This window comes from Pseudomonas tremae (assembly GCF_001401155.1).
Lineage (GTDB): Bacteria > Pseudomonadota > Gammaproteobacteria > Pseudomonadales > Pseudomonadaceae > Aquipseudomonas > Aquipseudomonas tremae.
Window position 1 is genome coordinate 139,815 of record NZ_LJRO01000048.1, and the last position, 14,689, is coordinate 154,503.

The 14,689-nt window shown below is 58.5% G+C and carries 13 protein-coding genes; 9 read left to right on the plus strand and 4 right to left on the minus strand.

Translation table 11 applies throughout. The features are described from left to right. The first annotated feature begins 206 nt into the window (after positions 1-206). The 9 genes from ALO43_RS03340 to ALO43_RS03380 all read left to right on the plus strand — a co-directional run bounded on the left by ALO43_RS03340 (position 207) and on the right by ALO43_RS03380 (position 11,234). A complete protein-coding gene (locus ALO43_RS03340; RefSeq protein WP_024668701.1) occupies positions 207-1,103 on the plus strand; it encodes a TauD/TfdA dioxygenase family protein in 897 nt (298 codons plus the stop codon). 16 nt (positions 1,104-1,119) lie between these two features. Beyond that, the gene (locus ALO43_RS03345; RefSeq protein ID WP_024690269.1) at positions 1,120-2,001 is read left to right on the plus strand and encodes an ABC transporter ATP-binding protein; all 882 of its coding nucleotides are present in this window, start codon (positions 1,120-1,122) and stop codon (positions 1,999-2,001) included. 175 nt (positions 2,002-2,176) lie between these two features. Continuing rightward, positions 2,177-3,043 carry an ABC transporter permease gene (locus ALO43_RS03350; RefSeq protein WP_005621338.1) on the plus strand — a complete coding sequence of 289 codons (867 nt, stop codon included), beginning with the start codon at positions 2,177-2,179 and terminating at the stop codon, positions 3,041-3,043. A 38-nt stretch (positions 3,044-3,081) separates the two neighbouring features. Continuing rightward, the gene (locus ALO43_RS03355; RefSeq protein ID WP_005888111.1) at positions 3,082-4,101 is read left to right on the plus strand and encodes an ABC transporter substrate-binding protein; all 1,020 of its coding nucleotides are present in this window, start codon (positions 3,082-3,084) and stop codon (positions 4,099-4,101) included. A gap of 112 nt (positions 4,102-4,213) precedes the next feature. Next, positions 4,214-4,948, plus strand: a complete 735-nt coding sequence (locus ALO43_RS03360; protein ID WP_042932076.1) for an RHS repeat-associated core domain-containing protein — start codon at positions 4,214-4,216, stop codon at positions 4,946-4,948. A 147-nt stretch (positions 4,949-5,095) separates the two neighbouring features. Beyond that, positions 5,096-5,662, plus strand: coding sequence for a hypothetical protein (locus ALO43_RS03365; protein WP_005888115.1), 567 nt, complete (start codon positions 5,096-5,098; stop codon positions 5,660-5,662). 285 nt (positions 5,663-5,947) lie between these two features. After that, positions 5,948-7,066 (plus strand): efflux RND transporter periplasmic adaptor subunit, encoded by a 1,119-nt coding sequence (locus ALO43_RS03370; RefSeq protein ID WP_054997097.1) that lies wholly within the window; start codon positions 5,948-5,950, stop codon positions 7,064-7,066. Beyond that, positions 7,063-8,133 carry an efflux RND transporter periplasmic adaptor subunit gene (locus ALO43_RS03375; RefSeq protein ID WP_054997098.1) on the plus strand — a complete coding sequence of 357 codons (1,071 nt, stop codon included), beginning with the start codon at positions 7,063-7,065 and terminating at the stop codon, positions 8,131-8,133. Before ALO43_RS03370 ends, ALO43_RS03375 begins: the two co-directional genes overlap by 4 nt. Further along, positions 8,130-11,234, plus strand: a complete 3,105-nt coding sequence (locus tag ALO43_RS03380) for an efflux RND transporter permease subunit (RefSeq protein WP_054997099.1) — start codon at positions 8,130-8,132, stop codon at positions 11,232-11,234. The genes ALO43_RS03375 and ALO43_RS03380 overlap by 4 nt, the downstream gene beginning before the upstream one ends. A 132-nt stretch (positions 11,235-11,366) precedes the next feature. Here ALO43_RS03380 and ALO43_RS03385 read toward each other — a convergent pair whose 3' ends face one another. The 4 genes from ALO43_RS03385 to ALO43_RS03400 are packed head-to-tail and all read right to left on the minus strand — an operon-like array spanning position 11,367 to position 14,596. Beyond that, positions 11,367-11,990: a class I SAM-dependent methyltransferase gene (locus tag ALO43_RS03385; RefSeq protein ID WP_054997100.1), complete on the minus strand. Its 624-nt coding sequence runs from the start codon at positions 11,988-11,990 to the stop codon at positions 11,367-11,369. A 56-nt stretch (positions 11,991-12,046) separates the two neighbouring features. After that, on the minus strand, positions 12,047-12,691 hold the full coding sequence (locus ALO43_RS03390; RefSeq protein ID WP_005888124.1) for a methionine ABC transporter permease: 645 nt from the start codon (positions 12,689-12,691) through the stop codon (positions 12,047-12,049). Then, positions 12,681-13,811: a methionine ABC transporter ATP-binding protein gene (locus tag ALO43_RS03395; RefSeq protein WP_054997101.1), complete on the minus strand. Its 1,131-nt coding sequence runs from the start codon at positions 13,809-13,811 to the stop codon at positions 12,681-12,683. The genes ALO43_RS03390 and ALO43_RS03395 overlap by 11 nt, the downstream gene beginning before the upstream one ends. Further along, entirely contained in the window at positions 13,808-14,596 is a 789-nt protein-coding gene (locus ALO43_RS03400; protein ID WP_024690274.1) for a MetQ/NlpA family ABC transporter substrate-binding protein, read from the minus strand. Before ALO43_RS03400 ends, ALO43_RS03395 begins: the two co-directional genes overlap by 4 nt. Between the last annotated feature and the right edge of the window lie 93 nt (positions 14,597-14,689).

Genomic DNA, 14,689 nt, shown 5'->3' on the forward strand with positions numbered 1-14,689 from the left:
CTCGATTCGGATGAGGCGCCGACCCTAGCAAGCAGTTCTGACACTTCGATGTAACTGTCATGACACATTTATGGTGAATCAGGCCTGCGTGAAATGGGTATGAAATATTCGGCGCTATCGATATTCCCTAACGGTATTTAAAAACTCTTTCTTATGCCTATAGAGTTTCTTCTTTCAGTCTTGTCTGTTCTGGAGTCGGAGTTCTCATGCCAGCAGCCTCCCTCGCTTCATCGTCCGCTCACATCGCCTCGCAATCGTTTGATGTGCGTCCATTCACCGACAAGGTGGGCGCTGAAGTCGTCGGGCTGGATCTGTCCAGACCTTTAAACGACGCAGACTTTGCACGTGTGCATCAAGCGCACCTGAATCATCACGTCGTGGTCTTCCGCGACCAGCACATCACGCCGCAACAGCAGATCGATTTCAGCCGTCGCTTTGGCGTGCTGCAGATCCACGTGCTCAAGCAGTTTCTGCTGCCCGATCACCCGGAGATCCTGATCGTCTCCAACATCGTCGAAAACGGTCAGCCGGTAGGTTTGGGCGATGCCGGTAAATACTGGCATTCGGATCTGTCCTATAAAGAACTGCCGAGCCTGGGTTCAATGCTCTACGCTCAGGAACTGCCCAGTGAGGGCGGCGACACGTTGTTCGCGGACATGCACCAGGCGTGGGACACATTGCCGCAACATCTGCGCGATGCCGTTGAAGGCCGCTCGGCGGTTCATAGCTATACCGCGCGCTATGCCGAAGGCCATAACGCCGCCAGCTGGCGGCCGACCCTGACAGCCGAGCAATTGGCTCAGGTGGTCGAGGTCAGTCACCCGATTGTGCGCACTCATCCTGAAAACGGTCGCAAGGCATTGTTTGTCAGCGAGGGTTTCACCACGCGTATTCTCGGCCTGCCTGAAGCTGAAAGCCGGCAGATTCTCGACGAAATCTACGCCCACAGCGTGAAGCCCGAGCACATATACCGGCATCAGTGGCAGCCCGGCGACATGGTGTTCTGGGACAACCGGTCCCTGATTCACCTGGCTGCCGGTTGCCCGGCCCATCTGCGACGCAAGCTGCATCGCACGACCATTCAAGGCACCGCGCCGTTTTGAGTCAGGAGAGCCTTTCATGAATGCTGTCGCGCAAGGCCACACGGCCAGCACGAGCGCCCAACTGCAACCGGTTGTTCAGCACACCGCCGAACCCTTGCTGCAGGTTCGCGGCGTCAGCCTCGAATACCGCACGCCAGAACGTGTGGTGCGGGCAACGCATCAGGTCAGCTTCGAGGTCGACCCGGCAGATCGCTTCGTGCTGCTTGGTCCATCTGGCTGCGGCAAGTCCACTTTGCTCAAGGCGGTGGCCGGTTTCATTCAGCCCAGCGAAGGCGAGATTCGTCTGGCTGGCAACCAGGTCACCGAGCCCGGTCCGGATCGCATCGTGGTGTTTCAGGAGTTCGACCAGTTGCCGCCGTGGAAAACCGTGATCGAGAACGTCATGTTTCCGCTGCTGGCATCGCGCACCTTGAAGCGCCCTGAGGCGCTGGAGCGCGCACGTTATTACCTGGAAAAGGTGGGCCTCAGCGCGTTTGCCGACGCCTATCCACATACCTTGTCCGGTGGCATGAAAGCACGTGTGGCGATTGCCAGAGCCTTGGCCATGCAGCCGAAAATACTGCTGATGGACGAGCCGTTCGCCGCGCTGGACGCACTGACCCGACGCAAGATGCAGGAAGAGCTGCTGCAGCTGTGGGAGGAGGTGCGTTTCACCTTGCTGTTCGTCACGCATTCCATCGAAGAGGCGCTGGTGGTAGGTAATCGCATCCTGTTGCTGTCGCCGCATCCGGGACGTGTGCGGGCGGAAATCAACAGCCATCAATACGATCTGAAAAGCCTTGGCGGCGTCGGCTTTCAGCAAACCGCCCAGCGTATTCATCGCCTGCTGTTTGACGAAGGTGAGACTGAGCCGGTCGATCGGGAACTGAACTTCCAGGACATCCGGATCGCTTATTGATACGCGCTTCTGCCCGCAGGGGCGTGGGAGCGAGCTTGGTCGCGAAGACGGTAGTTCAGACGATGCATCTTCAGAGAGTGCACCGGCCCTTTCGCGGACAAGTCCGCTCTCACAAAAAAACCGTTTCCCAGAGCGCTGTGTATACGCTTTTTACGACTACCGAGAAACCCAAACCATGAGCCTCGCACCTCCTGCTCGCGAAGAGTACGAAATCACGCTGGAGCCTTTCACTCAGGAAGACCTGGCCCGAGACCTGCCGCTCGCGCAGCGCATCTGGCAGCTGAGCTGGGTGCGCAAAAGCGTGATCATGATCGCCCTGGCCGTTATCTGGGAGCTTGCCGCGCGGCTGCAGAATAACGATCTGCTGCTGCCGAGTTTCCTGCAGACGGCCGCCGCCTTTTATGACGGACTGATCTCCGGCGAGCTACCGGGCAAGGTGTGGATCTCTCTGACGGTGCTGATCCAGGGCTACCTGATCGGCATCGTACTGGCGTTCGCTCTGACCACACTGGCAGTGTCCACTCAACTGGGCCGCGACTTGCTGAGCACGTTGACCGCCATGTTCAACCCGCTGCCTGCCATTGCGCTGCTGCCGTTGGCGCTGTTGTGGTTCGGACTGGGGCAGAACAGCCTGATCTTCGTGCTGGTGCATTCGGTGCTGTGGGCGTTGGCGCTCAATACCTACGCGGGCTTTCTCGGCGTTTCGGAAACCCAGCGCATGGCCGGGCGCAACTATGGCCTGAAGGGCTTGCGCTTCGTCTGGCACATTCTGATTCCTGCTGCCCTGCCATCGATTCTCGCCGGCCTGAAAATCGGTTGGGCCTTTGCCTGGCGCACTCTGATCGCCGCCGAGCTGGTATTTGGTGCCTCGTCCGGCAAAGGCGGGCTGGGTTGGTACATCTTCCAGAATCGTAACGAGCTGTATACCGACAAGGTTTTCGCTGGCCTGGCTGCAGTGATCCTCATTGGGCTGCTGGTCGAGAACCTGCTGTTTGCCAACATTGAGCGCCTGACCGTCAAGCGCTGGGGCATGCAGCGTTGAAACGCCTTCTTCTTTCGAATAATCAGGGTGAGAACCACATGACAACTGCATTTCAACGCCAGGCACTGACTGTGCTGGCAGCCGCTCTCGGCTTGTGCGGTGCCTTGCTCAGCAGCGGCGCGCAGGCGGAAGGCAAGATCAGCATCGCTCAGCAATTCGGTATCGGCTACCTGATCCTCGACGTGGTGCGTGATCAGAAGCTGATCGAGAAACACGGCAAGGAGCAGGGGCTTGACATCAAGGTCGACTGGAACAGCATTTCCGGTGCTACGGCAATGAACGAGGCGCTGCTGGCCGGTGCTCTGGATGTTGTATCGGCAGGCGTGCCACCGATGCTGACCATCTGGGACCGTACCAAGGGCAAGCAGAACGTCAAGGCCATCGCTTCGCTGGGATCGATGCCCAACTATTTGCTGACCAACAACCCCAACGTGAAAACCATCAAGGATTTCACTGACAAGGACCGCATAGCCGTACCTGCTGCCGGCGTGGGTTTTCAGTCGCGCACCTTGCAGATCGAGACCGCCAAGGTATTCGGTAACGACAACTACAAGAAATTCGACAACATCTCGGTGAGCCTTGCGCACCCGGATGCAACGTCAGCGTTGATTGCTGGCGGCTCGGAAATCAACTCGCATTTCTCCAGCCCGCCGTTCCAGTATCAGGCACTGGAAAACCCCAATGTCCACAAGGTGCTCAGCTCTTATGACGTGCTGGGTGGTCAGGCGACGTTCAACGTGCTCTACACCACCGAAAAATTCCACGACGAAAATCCCAAGACCTACAAGGCGTTCTACGCCGCACTGGCCGAAGCCGAGAAGATCATCAAGGCCGACAAGCCGGCTGCCGCGCAGACCTACATCCGCGTCGAACAATCGAAATTGCCGCTGCCGCTGGTAGAGAAAATCGTCTCGGACCCGGAAATCGACTTCACCATCACCCCGCAGCGCACCTTCATCTACGCCGAGAAACTGCATGAGCTGGGCGTGCTGAAAAACAAGGCCGCGAGCTGGAAGGATTACTTTTTCGAAGAAGCGCAGGGTACTGACGGCAGTTGATCAGTGTATGAAAACCTAGCAACTCTACGAGTAGCGGATGCCTCTTCAACCCTTCACTGTGAGGAGCAGTGAGGCGTACCTCGCTTTACCCACCGCTACCTGGTTACTCGCCATGCCTCAGCAAATCAGTCTGTGCCGATACCGTTACGACGCGCTTGACCGTATCGCGACCCGCACACCGCTCGCCAAGGCCATCACGAAGGTATCCCGGCAGTCCGGCCCGCTGCCGGGTTTCAATGGCGAATTGCTTGATTCCATTACCGGTCACTATTTGCTGGGTAATGGCTACCGCGCCTACAACCCCGTGTTGATGCGCTTCAACAGCCCCGACAGTCTCAGCCCATTCGGCAAAGGCGGGCTGAATGCGTATGCATATTGTGGGGGGGATCCGGTTAATCGCGCTGATCCGGACGGACGTGAGTTCATAGATGTATTACTCTCATCTGTCTATATCGGTGGGGGTCTTTTCACGGCAGGCATTGGTCTGATGCTTAATCGTTCATCGATAAGAGCGGTGATCAAAGGAGTAAAGGTGAATTCCGATCTGGATGCACCTCCCGGTCAGCTCGTCACGGTGCCCAGAAGAAAGGCAAATACGACGGAGAGAATTTCAGCTGTTGTTGCGATAGGGGCGGTGGCAAGTGGTATTACGTGGGCCTCTTCTTTTGTTGTCCGAAATGTCGATCCTGACTCAGCTGTCGCTCTCCCATTGACAGCGGTCGCTGTAGCTTTTTTTGTTCCAACTGTAGGCATGCGTAGCTGGGGTTTTGCGCGTACAGAAGCGGCAAAGCGCGCGGCACGCCGAACTGCAAATATCCGTAACGAAGATGAAGTGACCCGCTTATAGGTCATACGTATCTGAGCGCTGATCTAAATACCTATCGACGTTGATAGTATTTTCTGACAACCCCTCGTGCCACTCTGACGTTCCCTGCAACATGCTGCGTCATGTTGCGCTAAACGGAAGTTTGATGGTTGACAGCACGGAGAGGTCATGAATATTAAGACGGCGGTATATATAAAAAAAGGGTGCAGGCCGCACAGTACTCTTATCAAAACGATAGCGACGGTGACAGTACTGTCGACATTGCTGGGCTGTCAGCCTCGCATGACCACCCCGACAGTACCTCTTGAGGTGCCACACTCTGCCGGCAAAGCCGCTGCACTGGAATTATGGCAACGAGACAAGAATGCTCCTGGCGGGTGGAAAATGACCTGCAGCATTCCGTGGGGTCAAAAACTCGTTCAAATGGGCGGCGACTATTCATGCGACAATGATGCTGCTACTGCCTACAGGTTAAGCAATGTTTATCCTCTAGACGGCACTCCGACCGTCATCGCTTTTTATGACGATAGATGCAATGACGGCAATCGTTTTGACGACGATTATTATAAGTACAAATTGACCAAGTCTATAGAGAATTTCTGGCCTAACTCTCTAGCGCCGGACCTTCCGCCGGGTGATGTAACAGACGGGCTGGAATATTTTGAGGGGCTTTATAAAGACGGTATTGACGGGAAATTATCCTGTGTGAATATCTACAAAGAAAGCGCTGAATAAAGATGTGTGGATTTAAGGGGCACTGTGTGCGGCTGTTCATGTTGCACCGGTGACCCCGCGTTTCCCAGCCGGCGTCTCTGAGGGGCATCGGAGGGTAATCCTCCTCGTCAGATCACTCATTCTTGCTCTTCGGCTCAAAAAGACATCGCAGGTCTGGCCCACGCCGGGTTATTCCAGTGCAAAAGTTCTTCGCCCAATGAACCCTGCCCCTCGCGCAAAGTCGCATGCTCACGTTATTCTCTCCTGATATCTCGCCCACCCCTGGCTGCCGCACAAGGAGTCTGCATGCCCGTTCGTCCTTCTAGACTGATTACATTCGGTCTCGCTGCTGCCTTGGCGATGCTGGCGGGGTGTGGCGAGGAAAAGCCGCTCGCTCCGGAGCTGCCAAGGGTTTATGTGCAAACGGTAAAAAGTGCCGACTTCGCGGCCAGCGTGGCGTTGACGGGCGATGTTCAGGCCCGTGTGCAGACCCGCCTGTCTTTCCGGGTCAACGGCAAGATCGTCCAGCGCAATGTGGATGTCGGCGATCGCGTCACTGCCCGGCAGGTGCTGGCCCGACTTGATCCCAAGGACCTGCAGATCAATGTCGATTCCGCCGCTGCCTCGGTGGCTGCCGAGCAGGCTCGCGTGAGCCAGACCCGCGCAGCTTTCGTCCGCCAGCAAAAGCTGTTGCCCAAGGGCTACACAAGCCGCAGTGAATATGACTCTGCTCAGGCGGCTGTGCGCGGTAGCGAGAGTTCGTTGAAAGCGGCGCAGGCGCAGCTGGCCAATGCTCGCGAGCAACTGAGCTACACCGCGCTGATTGCAGATGCGCCAGGGGTGATCACTGCGCGTCAGGCTGAGGTCGGACAAGTCGTGCAAGCTACTGCACCGATTTTCGATCTGGCCCGTGACGGCGAGCGCGATGCGGTGTTCAACGTGTATGAATCGCTGTTTGTCCAGCCGCCTGTCAATCAGCCGGTGCAAGTCACTTTGCTCGAAAACCCGAATATAAAAGTCAGCGGCAAGGTGCGCGAAGTGACGCCTGCCGTCTCGGCGCAGACCGGCACGTTGCAGGTCAAGGTCGCGCTCGATTCGTTACCGCAAGGCATGGACCTGGGGTCGGTGGTCAGTGTGGCGCTGAGCGCACCTGCCAGTGCCAGCGTAGAGTTGCCTTGGGCGGCGCTCACCAAGGACCTTGGCGAGCAATTAGGCAAGCCCGCCGTGTGGGTGGTGGACGAGCAAGGCAAGGTCAACTTGCGCAAAGTCACTGTCACCCGCTACCTGACCGCCAAGGTCATCATCGGTGACGGGCTCAAAAATGGAGAAAAAGTTGTGGTGGCAGGCGGACAGTTGCTACATCCGGACATGCAGGTCGAAATTGCCGAACAGCCTGAACAGCAAAACGCGCAGGTGAAGCCATGAAACGCCTGTCATGTCTGTTGCTGGGCGGCCTTTTGTTAAGTGGTTGCGGCAAGGATGAAAAGCCCCCCGAGCCGGTACGCCCTGTGGTCTTCGTTGAGGCATTGCCTGAATCGAATCTGGCTTTCGGGCGTTTCGCCGGCAACATTCAGGCGCGTTACCAGAGTGTGCTGGGTTTTCGAGTGTCGGGACGTATCGCCCGGCGTAACGTCGACGTCGGCAGCGAAGTGAAGAAGGGCGACTTGCTCGCCACCCTCGATCCGACCGATCAGCAGAATAACGTACGTGCCCGGCAGGGCGACCTGGCCAATGTTCAGGCGCAGTGGATCAACGCGCAGGCCAATGCCCGTCGTCAGCAAGAGCTGTTCGACCGTGGCGTCGGTGCTCAGGCGCAGCTGGACATCGCACTGACTGACCTGAAGACTGCCAGCTCGTCGCAGGAGCAGGCCAAGGCCGCTGCCCAGCAGGCGCGCGATCAATTGAGCTACAGCGAGCTGCGCAGTGATCACGACGCCGTGGTTACCGAGTGGAAGGTCGAAGCCGGACAAGTCGTCACCGCAGGTCAGGAAGTGGTGACTCTGGCGCGCCCCGACATCAAGGAAGCTGTTATCGACCTGCCCGCTGCATTGGCGGAGCAATTGCCTGACGATGTGGTTTTCACCGTTGCCAGTCAGTTGAACCCTGAGATGAACACCACGGCGATCATTCGTGAAATCGAACCTCAGGCCGACAGTACAACGCGCACACGCCGCGCGCGGCTGTCACTGACCGATACCCCGCCAGCGTTCCGGCTGGGTACCGCCATCAGCGTGAAGCTCAGCTCGACCATCTCGCCGCGTATGCGTTTACCGATCAGTGCCCTGCAGGAAGTCGATGGCAAACTTCAAGTGTGGATCGTCGACCCGCAAAGCCAGACGGTGAGCCCCAGAACAGTGAGCATCATCAGTCGTGACAACGACAGCTTTCTGCTGGCAGACGGTGTCAAAGCGGGCGAAAAAGTTGTAAGCGCAGGCGTCAACAGCCTCAAGCCGGGTCAGCAAGTCAAAGTCGATGGGGAACGCTCGCGATGAAAGGGAATTTCAATCTGTCCGAGTGGGCCATCAAGCATCAGTCGTTTGTCTGGTACCTGATGTTCGTCGCGCTGTTGATGGGCGTGTTTTCCTACATGAAGCTTGGGCGCGAGGAAGACCCGTCTTTCACCATCAAGACCATGATTATCCAGACCCGCTGGCCAGGCGCGACGGTGGACGAGACCCTGGAGCAGGTCACCGACCGCATCGAGAAGAAGCTCGAAGAGCTGGACTCGCTGGACTACGTGAAGAGCTATACGCGGCCGGGTGAATCCACGGTCTTCGTTTATCTGCGTGACACCACCAGTGCCAAGGCGATACCGGAGATCTGGTATCAGGTGCGCAAAAAGGTCGACGACATCCGCGGCCAGTTCCCGCAGGGGTTGCAAGGCCCGTCGTTCAACGATGAGTTCGGCGATGTCTACGGCTCGATCTACGCGTTTACCGCAGACGGCTTCTCGATGCGGCAGTTGCGTGACTACGTAGAAAAGGTTCGTGCCGACATCCGCGAAGTGCCTGGTCTGGGCAAGGTCGAGATGATCGGCCAGCAGGATGAAGTGCTCTACCTGAACTTCTCCACGCGCAAACTCGCTGCGCTGGGCATCGACCAGACTCAGGTGGTACAGAGCCTGCAATCGCAGAACGCGGTGACGCCTGCGGGGGTGATAGAAGCGGGGCCAGAGCGGATTTCCGTGCGCACCTCTGGGCAGTTTGCTTCCGAGAAGGATCTGGCCGCGGTCAACCTGCGGATCAATGACCGTTTTTACCGCCTGAGCGACATTGCCGACATCACGCGCGGTTACACCGATCCGCCCAAACCGCTGTTTCGCTTTGACGGCAAACCGGCCATCGGGCTGTCTATCGCCATGCAGAAGGGCGGCAACATTCAGGCGTTCGGCAAGGCGCTGCATGAACGCATGGACGCCACGACCGCCGAGCTGCCTGTTGGCATCGGCGTACACAAGGTATCGGATCAGGCCGAGGTGGTGAACAAGGCGGTAGGTGGCTTTACCAGCGCGTTGTTCGAGGCGGTGATCATCGTGCTGTTGGTCAGCTTCGTCAGCCTCGGGTTTCGTGCGGGACTGGTGGTTGCCTGTTCGATTCCGTTGGTGCTGGCGATGGTATTCGTGTTCATGGAATACAGCGGCATTACCATGCAGCGGATCTCTCTGGGTGCGTTGATCATCGCCCTAGGTCTGTTGGTGGACGACGCCATGATTACCGTGGAGATGATGGTCACACGGCTGGAAATGGGTGAAACCAAGGAGCAGGCCGCGACTTACGCCTACACCTCGACAGCGTTCCCGATGCTCACCGGTACACTGGTAACAGTGGCCGGTTTTGTGCCTATCGGTCTGAACAACAGCTCGGCGGGGGAGTACACCTTCACGCTGTTTGCTGTGATTGCTGTGGCGATGCTGGTGTCGTGGGTGGTTGCCGTGCTGTTTGCGCCGGTGATCGGCGTGCATATTCTCAAGGCCAATATCAAACCGAAATCCGAAGAGCCCGGCCGCATTGGCCGTGCGTTCAACGGCAGCATGCTTTGGGCCATGCGCCATCGCTGGCTGGCGATCGGCATCACGGTAGGGTTGTTCGCCGCGTCGCTGTTTTCCATGCAGTTCGTGCAGAACCAGTTCTTCCCGTCTTCGGACCGTCCGGAAATTCTGGTCGACCTGAACCTGCCGCAAAACGCCTCAATCAACGAGACGCGCAAGGTAGTGGACCGCTTTGAAGCGAGCCTCAAGGACGACCCGGACATTGAGCGCTGGAGCACCTACATCGGGCAAGGTGCGGTGCGCTTCTACCTGCCGCTCGATCAGCAGCTGGAAAACCCGTTCTATGCCCAGTTGGTGATTGTCAGCAAAGGCCTGGAAGAGCGGGGCGCATTGACCGCTCGGCTGCAGACGCGTCTGCGCGATGACTTCGTCGGCATCGGCTCCTACGTACAGGCGCTGGAAATGGGCCCGCCGGTGGGTCGTCCGCTGCAGTATCGCGTCAGCGGCGAGAATATCGACAAGGTGCGTCAGCACGCCATCGAGCTGGCCACGTTGCTGGACCAGAACCCGCATGTGGGCGAAGTTATCTACGACTGGAACGAGCCAGGCAAGGTCCTGCGCATTGACATCAATCAGGACAAGGCCAGGCAACTGGGGCTGTCGTCCGAGGACGTCGCCAAACTGATGAACACCGTGGTCAGTGGTTCTACCGTGACTCAGGTGCGTGACGACATCTACCTGATCAACGTGGTCGGACGCGCTGAAGACGCCGAGCGTGGTACGCCGGAAACCTTGCAAAATCTGCAGATCGTGACCCCGAGCGGTACCTCGATTCCACTGCTGGCATTTGCCAATGTCGGCTATGAGCTTGAGCAGCCGCTGGTCTGGCGGCGTGATCGCAAGCCGACCATCACCGTAAAGGGCTCGGTGCGCGACGAGATTCAGCCGACCGATCTGGTCAATCAGCTTAAGCCGGAAATCGACAAGTTTTCAGCCGGTTTGCCGGTAGGCTACAAAGTCGCGACCGGTGGCACGGTTGAGGAAAGCAGCAAGGCGCAGGGGCCGATTGCCAGTGTTGCACCGCTGATGCTGTTCCTGATGGCGACGTTTCTGATGATCCAGTTGCACAGCGTGCAGAAGATGTTTCTGGTGGCCAGCGTCGCACCGCTGGGCCTTATAGGCGTGGTGCTGGCGCTGATTCCTACAGGTACGCCGTTGGGGTTTGTGGCGATTCTCGGGGTTCTGGCGCTGATAGGCATCATCATCCGCAACTCGGTGATTCTGGTGACCCAGATCGATGCCTATGAGCGCAGTGGGTATCTGCCTTGGGACGCTGTGGTCGAAGCCACCGAACATCGCCGTCGGCCGATTCTGCTGACGGCGGCAGCGGCCAGCTTGGGCATGATTCCCATTGCCCGCGAAGTGTTCTGGGGGCCGATGGCCTACGCCATGATCGGCGGCATCATCATCGCCACGCTGCTGACCTTGCTGTTTCTGCCAGCGCTGTACGTGGCCTGGTATCGCATCAAGGAGCCGACAGACGAACAGCGTAAGGACGCCGAGGACAAGAACGAGAGCGAAAACGCACAGCCTGCGCAAGGATGATTATTGCCCACGCCCCCGGTTTGATTATCGTCCCCACGCTCCGCGTGGGGATGCATTTCTAGACGCTCTGCGTCGCAAAGGGGACGCAGAGCGTCCTGAACTTCTGGCCAATGCGGCGCATTGACACGAGGCCTAGCGCCGCCACACGCTTGCCAGCCACGGCTGCTGTTCCCTCGGCAGCCCCGCTGGACGGTAGTAGTGTTCCAGCTCGGTAAACCCGGCTTCAGTCAGTAATTCGCGCCACGCTTGCAGGTCGTGATAAGCACCATAACGCTCGCCGTTCCAGCCTTCCTGGTTCTGACCGCGCGGGTTGGAGCTGAACAGCACGCCTTCCGGTTTGAGCGTGGCATACAGCTCGCGCAGCACGCGCGGCAGTTCCTGCTTCGGTATGTGGAACAACACCGCATTGGCGAAGATGCCATCGAAGCGGCCTTCCGGCAGGTCGAGTTCAAGGAAGTTTTGCTGAAACACTTCGCAACCGGTTTCGGCACGTGCCATTTCAGCGAAACGCTCGGAGCCGTCGAGCCCGACCGCCACATGCCCCATTGCCGTGAACGTCTTCAAATCACGCCCCGGGCCGCAGCCGAAATCGAGAATCTGCCACGGCTTCGGTCCGTCGATGTGGCGCAGCAATGCATCGATATTCTGGCTGACGTCGTGGTCGCGGGTGCCTTCGCGGAAGTCGTCAGCCACGCTGTTGTAATTACTGACGGTGGTCGAGGTAATCTGCGCAAGGGTCTGTGGGTCGAGTTTCATCAAAGGCGGTCCGGTAAAGGAAGACCGCCAATATACCCTCGGACCGCGCGGGCTGCTCAGCGTCTGTCGAAACTGCGCGCCAGCCGGTCACCGCCCAGTTGCACCAGCGCCACGACCGCCACCAGTAACACGATCACGGTCAGCATCACCTGTGTGTCGAAGCGTTGATAGCCATAGCGATAAGCAATGTCGCCCAGCCCACCTGCCCCGATCGCGCCGGCCATCGCCGACGAGTTGATCATGGTCACCAGCGTGATAGTGAAGCCGCCGACGATGCCGGGACGCGCTTCTGGCAGCAGCACATGCCAGATGATGTGCCAGCGCCGACAGCCCATCGCCTGCGCCGCCTCTACCAGACCGTGATCGACCTCGCGCAGGCTCACTTCAGCTATTCGCGCAAAGAACGGCGTGGCTGCGATGGTCAGTGGCACGACGGCGGCCCATACACCGTACGTGGTGCCGACGATCATCCGCGTAAACGGGATCAACGCCACCATCAGAATCAAAAACGGAATAGAGCGAAACAGGTTCACGAAACCGCCCAGCGCCCGGTTGATCGCTGGTGCCTCGTAGATGCCGCCTTTGGAGCTGGTGACCAGAATCACCGCCAGCGGAATGCCCAGCAGCAATGCGATCAATGACGACACGCCGACCATCAGAAAGGTGTCGAGGGTGCCTTGCAGCAAGCGATCAGTCCACATAGCCCAATACCTCCGCGCGCGGTGCCAGTGTGCGGGCGCGGCCCAGCAGTTCGTCGCGACCGTGCGGCGAGCCGGCAACCAACAGAATCATGTGCCCGATGGCCCGGTCCTGAATACGCTCGACACCGCCCTGCAGCAATTGCACCTTGCCGCCCAGTGTCGCAAACAGCGCTGCCAGGTCAGGCCCTTGGTTGCTTGTGCCGGTGAAATGCACGTCCAGCAACATGGCCGAATCCGGTCGTTGCGGCTGATCGCTCAGGCGCTCGGTCCATTCCTTCGCCAGCCCGAGCTGCAGCGGTGCCAGCAGGGTTTTGCTCATCTCGTGCTGCGGGTCGCCGAACACTTGCCAGACCGGGCCTTGCTCGACGATGCAGCCCTGTTCCAGCACCACGACGCGGTGGCAGATATCGCGGATCACTGCCATTTCATGGGTGATCAGCACAATGGTCAGGCCCAGACGCTGATTGATCTCGCGCAGCAGGGCAAGAATCGACTGGGTGGTTTCCGGGTCCAGCGCTGAGGTGGCTTCGTCGCAGAGCAGTATCGCCGGGTCGTGAACCAGTGCGCGAGCGATGCCGACGCGCTGTTTCTGCCCGCCGGACAATTGCGCCGGATACGCTTTGTGCTTGTCCTGCAAACCCACCAGTTCCAGCAACTGTGCGACCTTGAGCGCTCGTTGCTCTTTCGGCACGCCAGCGACCTTGAGCGGCAGCTCGACGTTCTGCCACACGGTCTTGGCCGACATCAGGTTGAAGTGCTGGAAGATCATGCCGATGCGTCGGCGCAGTTCCACCAGTTTGTCTTCGTTGAACTCGCCGATGTCCACCTGATCGATCAGCACCCGGCCGCTGCTGGGTTGTTCCAGACGATTGAGGGTGCGGATCAGCGACGACTTGCCTGCGCCGCTACGACCGATGATGCCGAAAATCTCGCCGCGCTGGATGGCCAGGTCTATATTGCCCAGGGCCTCCACCGGACCTTGCTTGCCGTGGTAGGTCTTGCCCAGGTTGATGAACCGCACATGGGCGCGGTTCAGCTCCGGGTGCAGCTCGGTGTGTTGCGCCAACTGACCTGTGCCAGTGGTGTCAAATGGTAGTTGCCGTTGCGCGGTTGCCGTCATTCTTTCCACCCTGCCTGGTAGAGCTTGCCGTTGACCTTGTCCAGCGCGGCGCGGACCACCGGCGAGTGCTGGTAGATATCGACGAATTTTGCCAGGCGTGGATCGTCCTTGTGATCGGGTTTGATCACGAACTGAATCACGTATTCAGGGTGATCCATGCCGTCGAACAGAATCGCCGAATCGGCAGGAAAGGTCTTGGCCAGGCGGATATAGGCGGGATAGCCCTGCACCAGATCAGCGTCATCGTAGGCGCGCACCAGTTGCACGGCCTCGACCTGAATGAGCTTGAGCTTTTTCGGGTTGGCGGTGATGTCTTCCTCGGTGGCCTTGTAGCCAACGCCCTCCTTGAGGGTGATCAGTCCGGCTTTGGCCAGCAGTTGCAGACCGCGTCCGCTGTTTATCGGATCATTGGCGATGGCCACGGTGGCGCCGGTCGGCAACTCATCGAAGCGCTGGTACTTTTTCGAGTACAGCCCGACGTTATTGATGATCCCCGGCGCATAAGGCACCAGACCGAAACCGGCGGCTTCATTGGCGTTGGTCAGAAACGGAATGTGCTGAAAGTAATTCACGTCGATATCACCTGCGGCAAGGCTGACGTTGGGCGCGATCCAGTCGGTGAACTCCACCAGCTCGACTTCAAGGCCCTGCTTGCCAGCCTCTTCGACAGCGGCTTCCAGCGGTATCGCAAAGGCTGCCGTGGTGCCGACCTTCAAGGGTTTATCTGCGGCGTAAGCGGTCAGGGTCAACAGCCCGAGGGCCAGTGCTGCGAGGGTTTTGGTCATGGTGCGGTCCTTTAAGAGATTCTTGTTCCTGCGTTCTACACAAAGTCCTGGGGTTCCTTGAATATGGAGCTTTGTGAGAGCTGTGTGTAACCA

Excerpts from the sequence above, each read along its gene's own strand:
- ALO43_RS03340 (WP_024668701.1), top strand. The coding sequence starts at position 207 with ATGCCAGCAGCCTCCCTCGCTTCATCGTCCGCTCACATCGCCTCGCAA.
- ALO43_RS03345 (WP_024690269.1), top strand. The coding sequence starts at position 1,120 with ATGAATGCTGTCGCGCAAGGCCACACGGCCAGCACGAGCGCCCAACTG.
- ALO43_RS03350 (WP_005621338.1), top strand. The coding sequence starts at position 2,177 with ATGAGCCTCGCACCTCCTGCTCGCGAAGAGTACGAAATCACGCTGGAG.
- ALO43_RS03355 (WP_005888111.1), top strand. The coding sequence starts at position 3,082 with ATGACAACTGCATTTCAACGCCAGGCACTGACTGTGCTGGCAGCCGCT.
- ALO43_RS03360 (WP_042932076.1), top strand. The coding sequence starts at position 4,214 with ATGCCTCAGCAAATCAGTCTGTGCCGATACCGTTACGACGCGCTTGAC.
- ALO43_RS03365 (WP_005888115.1), top strand. The coding sequence starts at position 5,096 with ATGAATATTAAGACGGCGGTATATATAAAAAAAGGGTGCAGGCCGCAC.
- ALO43_RS03370 (WP_054997097.1), top strand. The coding sequence starts at position 5,948 with ATGCCCGTTCGTCCTTCTAGACTGATTACATTCGGTCTCGCTGCTGCC.
- ALO43_RS03375 (WP_054997098.1), top strand. The coding sequence starts at position 7,063 with ATGAAACGCCTGTCATGTCTGTTGCTGGGCGGCCTTTTGTTAAGTGGT.
- ALO43_RS03380 (WP_054997099.1), top strand. The coding sequence starts at position 8,130 with ATGAAAGGGAATTTCAATCTGTCCGAGTGGGCCATCAAGCATCAGTCG.
- ALO43_RS03385 (WP_054997100.1), bottom strand. The coding sequence starts at position 11,990 with ATGAAACTCGACCCACAGACCCTTGCGCAGATTACCTCGACCACCGTC.
- ALO43_RS03390 (WP_005888124.1), bottom strand. The coding sequence starts at position 12,691 with ATGTGGACTGATCGCTTGCTGCAAGGCACCCTCGACACCTTTCTGATG.
- ALO43_RS03395 (WP_054997101.1), bottom strand. The coding sequence starts at position 13,811 with ATGACGGCAACCGCGCAACGGCAACTACCATTTGACACCACTGGCACA.
- ALO43_RS03400 (WP_024690274.1), bottom strand. The coding sequence starts at position 14,596 with ATGACCAAAACCCTCGCAGCACTGGCCCTCGGGCTGTTGACCCTGACC.